Source organism: Pseudoalteromonas sp. SR44-8 (genome assembly GCF_014163635.1).
Classification (GTDB): domain Bacteria; phylum Pseudomonadota; class Gammaproteobacteria; order Enterobacterales; family Alteromonadaceae; genus Pseudoalteromonas; species Pseudoalteromonas rhizosphaerae.
Map to the genome: position 1 here is coordinate 16,132 of NZ_JACJDS010000034.1, position 12,241 is coordinate 28,372.

8 protein-coding genes are annotated in these 12,241 nt (G+C 40.0%); 5 read left to right on the forward strand and 3 right to left on the reverse strand.

The annotated features are described in order from the left end of the window. The first annotated feature begins 170 nt into the window (after positions 1 to 170). The 3 genes from H5183_RS16160 to H5183_RS16170 all read left to right on the forward strand — a co-directional run bounded on the left by H5183_RS16160 (position 171) and on the right by H5183_RS16170 (position 3,598). Entirely contained in the window at positions 171 to 629 is a 459-nt protein-coding gene (locus tag H5183_RS16160; protein ID WP_145240558.1) for a zinc ribbon-containing protein, read from the forward strand. Between the two features lie 81 nt (positions 630 to 710). Next, positions 711 to 3,119: a Lon protease family protein gene (locus H5183_RS16165; RefSeq protein WP_145240561.1), complete on the forward strand. Its 2,409-nt coding sequence runs from the start codon at positions 711 to 713 to the stop codon at positions 3,117 to 3,119. Positions 3,120 to 3,121: 2 nt separating this feature from the next. Beyond that, positions 3,122 to 3,598, forward strand: a complete 477-nt coding sequence (locus H5183_RS16170) for an FKBP-type peptidyl-prolyl cis-trans isomerase (RefSeq protein ID WP_149980730.1) — start codon at positions 3,122 to 3,124, stop codon at positions 3,596 to 3,598. A gap of 46 nt (positions 3,599 to 3,644) precedes the next feature. Here H5183_RS16170 and H5183_RS16175 read toward each other — a convergent pair whose 3' ends face one another. The 3 genes from H5183_RS16175 to H5183_RS16185 are packed head-to-tail and all read right to left on the reverse strand — an operon-like array spanning position 3,645 to position 6,789. Continuing rightward, the gene (locus H5183_RS16175) at positions 3,645 to 5,084 is read right to left on the reverse strand and encodes a sugar porter family MFS transporter (protein WP_220493069.1); all 1,440 of its coding nucleotides are present in this window, start codon (positions 5,082 to 5,084) and stop codon (positions 3,645 to 3,647) included. A gap of 30 nt (positions 5,085 to 5,114) precedes the next feature. Continuing rightward, positions 5,115 to 6,224 (reverse strand): FecR family protein, encoded by a 1,110-nt coding sequence (locus tag H5183_RS16180; RefSeq protein ID WP_145240565.1) that lies wholly within the window; start codon positions 6,222 to 6,224, stop codon positions 5,115 to 5,117. Further along, complete coding sequence (locus H5183_RS16185; protein ID WP_145240567.1) at positions 6,217 to 6,789, reverse strand: RNA polymerase sigma factor; 573 nt, start codon at positions 6,787 to 6,789, stop codon at positions 6,217 to 6,219. Before H5183_RS16185 ends, H5183_RS16180 begins: the two co-directional genes overlap by 8 nt. 516 nt (positions 6,790 to 7,305) lie before the next feature. Between H5183_RS16185 and H5183_RS16190 the strand changes: the two genes are divergently transcribed. After that, a complete protein-coding gene (locus tag H5183_RS16190) occupies positions 7,306 to 10,596 on the forward strand; it encodes a TonB-dependent receptor (RefSeq protein WP_182732181.1) in 3,291 nt (1,096 codons plus the stop codon). A gap of 78 nt (positions 10,597 to 10,674) precedes the next feature. Next, the gene (locus H5183_RS16195; protein WP_182732182.1) at positions 10,675 to 12,231 is read left to right on the forward strand and encodes a tryptophan halogenase family protein; all 1,557 of its coding nucleotides are present in this window, start codon (positions 10,675 to 10,677) and stop codon (positions 12,229 to 12,231) included. The last annotated feature ends 10 nt before the right edge of the window (positions 12,232 to 12,241 follow it).

Consider the following 12,241-nt stretch of genomic DNA (forward strand, 5'->3'; position numbering starts at 1 on the left):
GTTCCAGACTTCTTGCAAACTAATAAAAAATTGCCGTTAGGATACCCCAAAAAAAGCACTAATCACAGCGTCAAATCAGTGGATTTTATATGAAATTAGTTTTCAGGGCAGGTTAACCTATACTTGTGTAAGGTATAGGTTCGCTAAACACAGTTCTGAAGGAGTAAACAATGGCTGATTATAAGACGTGGTTAACAGATTTGAGCACATGGTTAAAAGACGTAAAAGATCATGAGCTAAAAGATGCGATGGATAAGTTTATTGAATCTGAACAAGCGCTAAAAGATTTAGGACAAGAAAAATTAACTTTATACAGTGAATATTTAAAGCGCGATATTGAGCACATCCAAGAGCACGATCAACACTATGGTTCCCTTGCATGGCAAGAGCTTAAAGAGTCTTTGTGGTTTGAACTTTCACATATCGAAGACAAAACTCAACTTGAGTGGCAAGCATTAAATCAAGATTTTAAGCACAATGGGGTATATCACCAAGGCGAATGGATAGCCATGGGCACATTAGTATGTAAGAATTGCCAATATAGTTATGATATTTACCACGCTACGCAAATTACAGCGTGTTCGCAATGTGATGGTATCTACTTTAGCCGAAAGGCACTACAACCTTAAATAGTTAGTGAACAGTGCCTTTTAGTGCACTGATGCCACCTTACAAAATCAACGAATATGTTGGTATAAAAAGAAGTTAGAATGACGAAGAAACTGCTGCCTTTATCTGTGTCGGCCCTTGCGCCGACAATTTCACTTAATCATGTACAAACGTGCATGAACAATCCATATCCTGAAACCTTGACTTTCATCGGTCAACAGCGGGCGCAAAGTGCGCTTGATTTCTCGTTAGGGATGGAATTACCTGGTTACAATGTGTATGTAATGGGGGAGGCCGCGCATGGTCGGTTTACCTTAGTCAAAGATAAACTTCAAGCACACAGCAAAGGCCGGCCAACACCAAATGAGTGGTTATACGTTAATAATTATGACGACCACCGCGAGCCTATCGCAATGTTTTTACAAGCAGGTCAAAGTAAACAGTTAGCTGATGATATTGACTCATTTATTGATGAAGTACTCGACACCTTTCCTGCAGCGTTTGATAACCCAGCGTACCAGCGTAAAAAGAAAAAAATCGACCGTGAATTTAACGACGCTTACGATAGCGCAATTACTGCTGTGGAAATTGCCGCGCTTGAGCAAAGTGTTGCCTTAATTGAAGAAAAAAGTGTGGTTGGATTTGCCCCGCTGATTGATGGCAAACAACTAAGCGATGCTGAATTTGCTGAGCTTGATGATGAATTGCGTGAACAATTTTATGAAGTAATTGAAAAACTCGAAGATGCACTCATTGAGGCACTGATTGAGTTGCCACGTTGGAAACGTGAATCATCTGAAAAACTCCGTAATTTAAAAAAATCCACCGCAGAGCTGGCTACTAAGCCATTACTAAAAGATCTTGAACATAAATATGCTGCGCACATTGGAGTATTACGCTATCTAAAAGACATCCGCGTGGAAATTATTGATGCGGTACTTGAGTGGCTCGATGATGAAGATGTTAGCGACGAAAACAAAGAAGATTTTGACCGTAAAGGGATGCTTACCGACTTTTTTGCACCTAATATTTTAGTTGAATTTAAAGAAGGTGATGCTGCCCCTGTGGTGTATGAGCCAAATCCTACCTTTGGTAATATTTTTGGAAAAATTGAATATGCTACTTCACAAGGCTCATTGATCACCAGTTATCGATCGATTCAGCCGGGGGCACTGCATCGCGCTAACGGTGGTTATTTGATTATGGACGCTGAAAAAGTGATGGCTAATCCACAAGTGTGGGATGGTTTAAAGCTGTCATTAAAAACTCATCAAATCAAAAATGATTTACCGTATCAAGATAGTGCTGTTGGCAGTAGCTTTACCTTGCGTCCACAGTTGATCCCGCTTGATGTAAAAATTATTTTACTCGGCTCGCGTGAGTTGTATTACACCATCGGTGAATATGACGAAGAGTTTGCTGAGCTGTTTAGAGTGTTAGCCGATTTTGATTATTACCTGCCAAGCAGTGATAAATTACAGTATCAATTTATCACTAAAGTGATTGAGTACTGTGAGCAGACGCTAAAGTGTAGTCTAACTGAGTCAGCGATGGCACGATTACTGAAATTTAGCTACCGCCAAGCAGAACATCACAATAAGCTTTCAGCTCGTTTTGCTGATGTGTTAGAGCTAGTGGCAGAAGCCAGCTTTTATACCAAGCAAGATAACTTAACTTTAATTGATGCCCATCATATTGATGAAGCGATTGAAGGCAAGCAATATCGTACTGGGCAAATTAGCGAAAATATGCTCAGCGATATCAAAGAAGGGCATACCTTAATTGCCACCGACGGTCATGCTGTAGGTAAAGTAAATGGTTTAACAGTATTACACATTGGCGATACTTCTTTTGGTACTCCGGCACGGATCACCGCCACGGTTTACGCTGGTGCGGATGGGGTAATTGACGTTGAGCGCGAAGCTGAGCTGGGTAAAGCCATTCACTCCAAAGGTGTCATGCTACTGACTGGCTATTTAGGTAATAAATATGCGCAGCAATTTAGTTTAACGCTCAGTGCTAATATCGCCATTGAACAAAGTTATGGCTACATTGATGGCGACAGTGCGTCATTAGCTGAGTTGTGTGCGCTTATTTCTGCAATTACTAGCTTACCTATTAGCCAGTCAATTGCACTGACTGGTTCAATTAACCAGCACGGTGACGTGCAAGCCATTGGCGGTGTAAACGAAAAAATTGAAGGGTTTTTTAAGCTTTGCAAAATGCGTGGTTTAACGTCTGCGCAAGGAGTAATAATTCCTAAATCAAATCAAGTAAACTTAGTGCTTGATGACGAGATCCTCAATGCAGTAGAGCTTGGCAAGTTTCATATTTATGCAGTTGAAACGGTTGACCAAGCGCTTAATTTACTGATGGATATTGCAGCAGGCGAGTTGAGCGACGGGCAATATCCTGAAAACTCAGTTAACGGCATTGCCTTAGCCCGTTTAAGTGAAATTGCAGATATCGTTAATGGCGATAACGACGAAAAAGAACACGAGAAAGAATAATCATGATCAACATTATTTTGGCGATTATCATCGCCATTTTATGCTTTTTGATTTTTCAAAATAGCAAAAAAGTAAAGCAACAAGCGGTCGCTAATGCGCAAATCGAAGCCGACTTTTTAGTGGCAAACAGCAAGGTTGAAGGGGTTATTGAGACCGCATCTGGTCTGCAATATAAAGTTGTTAGCAGCAGTGGTAGTGAGGCAAGACCAAGCCCAACTAGCATGGTGAATGTGCATTATCACGGTACTTTGCTAGATGGCAGTGTATTTGACAGTTCTGTTGAGCGTAATAGCCCAATCAGTTTTGGTTTAAATCAGGTAATAAAAGGCTGGACTGAAGGCTTGCAACTGATGAGTGAAGGCGATAAATACACCTTTTATATCCCTCACCAATTAGCTTACGGTGAAAAACGTGTTGGCAGTATTCCTCCAGCCTCTTTACTTATATTTGAAGTTGAATTACTTAAAGTAGAGTCTTAGTTGAAAAAAATGGCGAAATAAATACATTCGCCATTTTAAACAACTTTTACATGGCTTCTAGCTTGATACCACGTGTTTCTTTTATATATTTAACAATAAAAAATACGCTAATAAAGGCCGAAATAGCATAAAACCCATAGGCACCAGCTAAACCAATACTACCGAGCATAATCGGGAAGGTCATGGTAATTGTAAAGTTGGCAAGCCATTGCGCACTTGCTGCAACAGCTAAAGCAGCCCCTCGAATACGATTATTGAACATTTCGCCTAATAGTACCCATACAACAGGTCCCCAGCTTAAGCCAAAAAATACCACAAAGAGATTAGCCATGATAAGTGCAAACGTGCCCATACTGTCAGTTAATGCAAGTTTACCTGCCGCATCGAGGCCTGCGCTACCAAAGGTATAAGTTAATGCACTTAAACTAATAAACATACCAATACTACCTACTAGTAATAATGGTTTTCTGCCTACTTTATCGATAAGCGCAATTGCTATAAAAGTAGATAAAATATTGGTAGTACCCGCTAATACATTGATGAATAAAGATTGTGATTCATCAAAACCCGCTGCTTGCCAAAGCTCAGAGCCGTAATAAAAGACCACATTAATGCCTACAAATTGCTGAAAAACAGACAAAGCGATACCAACCCATACAATTGGGTGTATTTTCTTTTTACCGTCAATAAATAAGTCACGAATACTTGGTTTTTTATCGCCATGAAGTGACTGCTTAACATCGTTTATTTGTGATTGGGCATCATCATTAGATATTTTTTTAAATACAGCTTTGGCTTTTTCTAATTGGCCTTGGGCAACTAAATAACGCGGCGACTCTGGTATAAATAATACTCCCAACAGAAATAATCCTGCAGGTACAAGTTCTGCCCAAAACATCCAGCGCCAAGCCGCCAGCTCAAGAATAAAAATACCTTCAGCGCCGTTTGCCGCCGAAGCGATCAGGTAGTTACTTAAAAAAGCAGCAAATAAGCCAAGTACAATCGCTAATTGTTGCAGTGTTGCTAATCGTCCACGCAAAGCCGCAGGTGCGACTTCAGCAATGTAAGCGGGTGCCAATACAGATGCAGCGCCAATACCGAGACCACCAAATAGACGATAAAAAATAAATTCAGCGGAGCTGTCTGCAATGCCTGAACCAAACGCGCTAATGGCAAATATTACTGCAGTGATGATCATAATTGAGCGGCGGCCAAATTTATCAGCAAGCGGGCCCGCAATCAGCGCACCAAGAGCACAACCCAGTAAAACCGACGCAACATTAAACCCTGTTGCGACGCTGCTTGAGTTAAATGTTTTGCCAAGCGCCGACACAGTTCCGTTGATAACCCCGGAGTCAAAGCCAAATAAAAAGCCACCAATTGCTGCAACGCCAGATATAAATATAACGTAAAGTAGAGAATGGGTGTTTGTTGATAAAGAGTGATTCGGGCTATTAATCTTGCCCGACGATAAAGGTGTTGTCATGGTGATATACCTGGTTATTGTTGTAACGAATTATATAGTAGTGTGAGGCGACGCATATTTTAACATGATTTTATCGGGGCTGACTCTTTCATAACTAATATTAAAGTTATTATTAAGCACTTCGAGTAGACCTTTAACGTCGCCAGTTTTGAACATGCCTGCAACGTGTACTTGCTTCAAACGTTCGTCATCAGCAAGCTCAAAGTTAATATTGGTATAGCGGCTAATTTCGGTCATTGCGTCGCTAAGTGATTCGCCTCTGAAAATGATACTCCCTTGACGCCAAGATAAGTTTGCTGCCACATCAATCGCGTCAATTTTTTCAACTTTTTTGGTAATTTCACCCTTAAAGTCTAAATTGAGTTTCTCACCCTTTGATACCGGCGTGGAATGCAGCGATACATCTTTTGCAACTCTAGAAGTGCCATTATTTGAGAGGTTAGGTACAGCGGTTGTATACTGCTGAGCAACTAATACTTTTCCATCGGTAACAATAAGTTCTATTTGTTTATTGTTTACCTCTACATTAAACGCAGTTCCAACGGCTTGGATTATTTTATTACCAGTGACGACACTCAAAGGCCGTGAGGTATCATGTGCGACATCAATATGGATCTCACCACGAAGAAGATTGATTACTCGGGCTGATGGAGTGTATTTAATATGGACAAAACTATTTGTATTGAGTGTTATTTTACTTTGGTCAGGCAAAATAATATCTTTACTTTCTCCAATCGCAGTTTGAAAGTTTAATTGTTTTGCTACTACCGCAGATTTATTCGCTTGGTTAAACAGCGAAAAATTAAATGTTTCTTGAAAAAAGCTAAGCGCAACAGCCAATAAAATGGATGCTGCTATTGCGCCTAACCACACAGGGAGTTTTTGTTGTTGTTTTGATGCTTGTGGAAATAAGTCTGATAAACGACTTAACTCACTCATTTTATCCCACAATTGTGCAACTTCTAGCAGAACCTCAACATTTTTGTAAGAATCTCCAAGCCAAGCTTTAAGTGCTTCTTTTTCATCGCTGCTAAGGTTTCGGTCAAGTTTGGCTAGCCACTCACTCGCTTGATCTAAGCGTTCATCTTCAACTTGATTACTATCTTGGGAAGATTGATGGATCTGATGAATGTTACTCATATTTGCCTCCTGCACTGAGGTTTGCTGAAGGGGCTGGCTCATTATAGGTGCTTTTATTTGATTGACGCATAAACAGCGTACATCTTTTCATGCCTGTTGCAATATGCTTTTCCACGGTACTTTCACTAAGCTCCAATTGTGCAGCTATTTCACGCTGCGAATAGCCATACACTTTTTTTAATACAAATACTTTTCGACACTGTATCGGAAGCAATCTTACTGCTTCACAAAAATTCGAAAATTCATTATCGGTAAGTGTGCTCTCATACATCTCATCTTTGTATTGTTCACACAGAAGTTGCTCAAGCGCTTCCATATTATCAATACCGTCGACCAAGCGTATATTGGCCTGTTTTTGATAATCTAATGCTAAATTACGCGCAGTTTTATAGATAAATGACTTGGGAGAGTTAATATTGTCGCTGTTTTCAATTTTGCATATACGCACATACGTTTCTTGCACAATATCTTCAATTTCATGAGGTGGCACAATTTTAGCCACAACTCGCGAAATGCTTTTTCTTGAGACTAAATAAGCCTTGTGAAGTAGTGTGTCTTTCGTCATTAACGTTTTCTCATCGGATTTAGCTCTGCTGTTATTATTTTTATGCCAATACTTAGTAAGACGATTGAGATAAAAAAATCCACTAGGCAAAAACCATTTAATCGCATTTTTTTAATATAACGTTACCCATTGCCCTTTACCGGTCTATTTCTCGTTTTGCTTAAAGCTTGTAATTACAGTGTTAATTGTACTACAGTTTTTAGCAATCAAGAGTTCGGGTCTTGGCGCTAAGCTACTTAGCATCGTATGGTGCTTCTTTGGTTGTTAAAAAAACAGCGTAAAAATTATCTTAATTTACATCACTAAGTACTTAGATATTTACACCCAAATAGATACTTTAAATACGATTTAAACTTTTTAATTACTTGTTCTAATTGACGATATGCAGCAATTTTAGAAATGGGTTTAGCGGATAAAAACAGCAATTACTTTGCAAGCGAAACATTATTCAAAATTGAATATTTCGCCGTTGTATTTTAGTAATAATAAAAACAAAAAGGCTTAGCAATTTTCAGTATGACTAGTCAAAAATATATATTATTTGTAAATAATCGAAAATATTTATGGGGGAAAATAAAAACTCACTCGTCTTTGTTTTGTGTATGGCGAAAAACCATGCACATGAAATATCAAACATCTCAGCTTCATTTTTGTGTACTGGTTTTGGTTTTTACTTTGTTTAATACAGAGGCTCAAGCAAATACCAAAAATGGCAAGATTATGTTTGATATTCCAAGACAAAGGGCTGATCTATCGCTGATTAATTTTGCAGAGCAAGCTGATATTACCTTGTTGTTTCCGTTGGATAAAATCCAACAGTTGCAGACTAATAATATTACTGGTGAGTATTCAATAATAACTGCATTAAATAGTTTACTTGCAGGGACAGGCTTGCAATCACATGTCAGCGAAGATGGGCAAATATCTATTTCGATAGATCCACGCTTCGAGAGAAATGACAACATGACTAATTATAAAAAAAACGGGGTGGCGAGTGCCGTACTCGCAGTGCTTAGTAGCGTTACACTACCTGCAGTAGCCGATACCGCAGAACAAGGACCGGAAATAATTGAAGTAAGAGGAATAAGAGGATCACTTGGACGCGCAATGGATGCTAAACGTGAAGCGGGTGGAGTCGTCGATTCTATTTCAGCAGAAGATATTGGTAAATTCCCCGATACTAACTTAGCTGAGTCATTGCAACGTATCACCGGTGTTTCGATTGACCGTTCCGGCGGGGAAGGGCAATTAATCACGGTACGGGGATTCGGCCCGCAATTTAATACCGTGTTAGTCAATGGCCGCCAAATGGCATCTGAAAACCAAAGCCGAGCATTTAGTTTTGATACTATCGCGTCGGAGCTGGTAAAGAGTTTAGATGTATTTAAAACATCAACCGCAACAAAGCAGTCAGGCGGTATAGGCTCAACAATCAATGTAAATACCGCTCGTCCATTTGCTATTAATGGCTTTAAAGTAGCCGGCAGCATAAAAGGTATTTATGACGACAATAGTGAAGAAACAACGCCAGAGGTATCAGGATTAATTAGTAATACATTTAATGACGATACGCTAGGTTTGTTATTCGCTGTCTCACGTCAAGAACGTAGAACCCGGTTAAATCAAGCACAAGTAGATGGCTGGTTAGAAAATGTTGGCGTGCCTAAGCCGCAAACACAAAGCGGACAAGCTTATACTGGCAATATTTTTTCTCCCCGTAATTATGATCATAAAGTAACCACAGAGACGCGCACTCGCACCAATGCTAATTTAGTTATTCAATATGCCCCGTCTGATGATGTAGTGATTACTGGCGATGCACTGTATTCTGATTTTGATGTTGAAGCCGATACAACGTCTTATGGACACTGGTTTACTGCACCCAATTTAGAAGGGTTTGGTAATGCTGATGGACCAACTGTTGACGAAAATGGCACGGTGATTGATCTTTATCAAGAAGTCGGGCTTGCAACGGATATGCACGCTAAAAAATTCGATCGTTTAACAAACTCCAGTGCGCTTGGGCTTAATTTACAATGGCACGTAAACGATAATTTAAAAATGAATTTTGATTTAAGTCATTCAAAGGCTGAGCGTGAAGCAAATAATGGCCGAGGTGATCAGTTATCTTTGATTGGTTATGCAAACCGTGTGCGCTTTCAAGTTGATCAAGGGATCTTACCTTATGCGAGTGAGTTTGCATCGGCTGATGACAGTATTTACAGTGGTCAACAGGAGCTAGATAGCAGCGCATATAACCCGGCAATTAGCCCTGATGGGGTCTCAAATCATTTAGATCCGGCAAATAGCCGAGCTCATGTTATGTTGCGTCGTGGCTGGGCGGTCGAAGATACCGTTGATCAATTTCGTTGGGATAGTACATGGTACAACGATGGTTATACGGGTCTTGTAGCCGTAAAATTTGGTGCAATGTATTCATCCGAAACTAAAAGTCTTGAACGTTGGGATAATGAAGGTGTAGGTATACATTGTACTTTCTGTGGTTACCCAGATATGCCTAGTATGGACGGACTCGCACAGTTTGTATTTGATGCCGGCGATGACTTTTTAGATAACGTCAGTGGTAGTGGTCGTATGCCAACATCTTGGCTTGCACATGATGGTGAAGCAAACTTTGCTTATCTTGAGCAATATGCCGCTGCAAATGGGCAGCCAATTAGCTTTGATGCAGTAAAGCGTAATAAGTCATTTGAAATAACAGAAGACACAATTGCTTTGTATAGCGAATTTGATTTTGAATCAGAGCTTGCGGGTATGCCCTTGTTTGCCTCAGCTGGGTTTAGGTATGAAACGACTGATGTTGAAGTGAACGGAAGCGATGAACCAGTTAACTCATTGTCAATTTTAGATAAAACAGAAATGTTAGCTAATTATGGCAATGTTCAATCTATTTCAGCTAATTCTGACTATGAAGCCATTTTACCTAATTTTAGTCTTAAGCTCGAAATCAATGATGACTTAATTGCCCGTGCTGCGGTATCACAAACAATCACTCGACCGACGCTCGATAGTATGTCACCGGTAACAGTGATAGAAACAACGCGGCAAGGTGGCAATTTAACATCCAGCTCTGGTAATCCAGCGTTAGCTCCTTTTACTTCTGATAACTTAGATCTATCTCTTGAATGGTACTACGGCAATGCAAGTTATGTATCGGCAGGTTATTTTAGAAAAAATGTTGCTAATTTTATTATCAATACCACTGAAGACTTAACCTTTGAACTGCCCGGTGGCGGTCTACTTACTGATCCTTCCACAGGTAATGATGTTGATAGTCCAGATCCAGCAGACACCACGGCGGTGTTTACCAATACCATACCAAATAACAGTGAATCAGCAATTGTTGATGGGTGGGAGGTTGCTCTACAGCATACTTTCGACAGTGGCTTTGGTTTTATGGTTAATGCCACTATTGTAGATAGTAACAAAGAGTTAGATGCTGCAGATATTACTCAAGTGTTTGCTCTTACAGGCTTAAGTGATTCATATAATGTGGTAGGTTTTTATGAAAATGATTCTTTTCAAGCTCGCTTAGCTTACAACTGGCGAGACAGCTTTGTGCAATCGTTAAGTCAACTTAATGGTGATGGTGTAACTATTGTAGAAGACTATGCACAGCTTGATGCGAACATTAGTTATGATTTAACAGAACACGTCACAGTCTTTATTGAAGGCATTAATCTAACTCAAGAGTATGTTCACAAACGAGGTCGTTTTGCTAATCAAATGCTACAAATTGAAGACAGCGGTCGACGTTTCATGTTCGGTATTCGCGGTAATTTCTAGGCATTAATCGGGTAAATAAAGTGACTTTTATGTATTGATTAAAAGTCACTTTTAATTGTAATCCACGCGAGTATTAAAATGAAACAACAAGAAAAAAGCATAAACACAGTGATTGTCGTGGGTGGTGGTATTGCGGGTTGGTTAACTGCGGGGCGATTGGCTGCAGAGCATAAGAGTAATACGGACGTTGGCGTCAAGGTCACGTTAGTCGAATCGCCAAACGTACCAATTATTGGCGTTGGTGAAGGTACTTGGCCAACAATGCGCAGCACTTTAATCGCTTTGGGTATTAGTGAAACCGACTTTATCCGTGAGTGTGACGCTAGTTTTAAACAAGGTGCTAAGTTTGCACAATGGGTGGATGGTGGCGAAGATGATTATTATTATCACCCATTGGTTTTACCGCAAGGATTCACTAAAACAGATATGGCAGGATATTGGTTAAACGATGGCGAGCAATCATCATCGTTTTCTAATGCGGTATGTTTTCAAGAAGCACTTTGCGAGCAAGGTCTTGCGCCAAAGACGATCAGAACGCCTGAATATGGCGCTGTCGCCAATTACGCTTATCATCTAGATTCAGCTAAATTTGCAGTGTTTTTACAAAAACACTGCATCGAAAATTTAGGTGTAACCCATATTTTAGCTGATGTTACTAAAGTTAACAGCATCGAAAATGGTGATATAGGTAGTTTAACAACAAAGCAGGCCGGAAATATAAGTGGCGATTTATTTGTTGATTGCAGTGGTTTTTCATCGTTATTGCTCGGAGGTCATTATCAAGTGCCGTTCAAATCCTATCGTGATGTTTTATTCATAGATACGGCTTTAGCAGTACAGGTACCCTATGAAAATGACAGTAGCCCAATCGCTTCACATACCATCTCGACGGCGCAAGAAGCAGGTTGGATCTGGGACATAGGTTTACAACATCGCCGTGGTGTTGGTTATGTGTATTCGAGCAAACACAGTACTGAATCGCAAGCAAGGGCAAGACTTGCCGACTATATAGGCGATAAGATTGATTCACTGACAATCAGAAAAATTCCGATAGAAAGTGGCCATCGCAGTCACTTTTGGCAAAATAATTGTGTTGCTGTTGGATTGTCTGCTGGCTTTTTAGAGCCACTTGAAGCGTCTGCTCTTGTGTTAGTTGAGATGTCAGCGCAAATGATTAGCGAGCAATTGCCAACGACTCGCGAGGTAATGGATATTACAGCGAAACGCTTTAACGATACATTTCTCTACCGCTGGGGGAAAATAATCGACTTTTTAAAGCTGCACTATATTTTGAGTAAGCGCACCGATAATGCGTTTTGGATAGATAATCGCGATCCACAAACGATCCCACAAAGCTTGCAAGATTTAATGCAACTTTGGCAATATCGCGCTCCTGCTGATTATGATTTTGCGAGTAATAATGAAGTGTTTCCTGCTGCAAGCTATCAGTATGTCTTGTATGGAATGGGCTTTAAAAGTGATTACAGCAACTCACCTCACTTATTAAATGATAAAACATTTGCACAGAGTCAATTTGCTAAAAATAAACATATGATTCAGCAAGCAGTTTCAACATTACCTAGTAACAGAGAGTTACTTGATAAAATTAAGCTGCATGGGCTTAGTGCAATTTAATTGTGCTGTG

What these genes read in the sequence shown, in the direction of transcription:
- H5183_RS16165 (WP_145240561.1), top strand. Translation starts at nt 711, where the DNA reads ATGACGAAGAAACTGCTGCCTTTATCTGTGTCGGCCCTTGCGCCGACA.
- H5183_RS16185 (WP_145240567.1), bottom strand. Translation starts at nt 6,789, where the DNA reads ATGACGAAAGACACACTACTTCACAAGGCTTATTTAGTCTCAAGAAAA.
- H5183_RS16180 (WP_145240565.1), bottom strand. Translation starts at nt 6,224, where the DNA reads ATGAGTAACATTCATCAGATCCATCAATCTTCCCAAGATAGTAATCAA.
- H5183_RS16160 (WP_145240558.1), top strand. Translation starts at nt 171, where the DNA reads ATGGCTGATTATAAGACGTGGTTAACAGATTTGAGCACATGGTTAAAA.
- H5183_RS16190 (WP_182732181.1), top strand. Translation starts at nt 7,306, where the DNA reads ATGACTAGTCAAAAATATATATTATTTGTAAATAATCGAAAATATTTA.
- H5183_RS16195 (WP_182732182.1), top strand. Translation starts at nt 10,675, where the DNA reads ATGAAACAACAAGAAAAAAGCATAAACACAGTGATTGTCGTGGGTGGT.
- H5183_RS16175 (WP_220493069.1), bottom strand. Translation starts at nt 5,084, where the DNA reads ATGACAACACCTTTATCGTCGGGCAAGATTAATAGCCCGAATCACTCT.
- H5183_RS16170 (WP_149980730.1), top strand. Translation starts at nt 3,122, where the DNA reads ATGATCAACATTATTTTGGCGATTATCATCGCCATTTTATGCTTTTTG.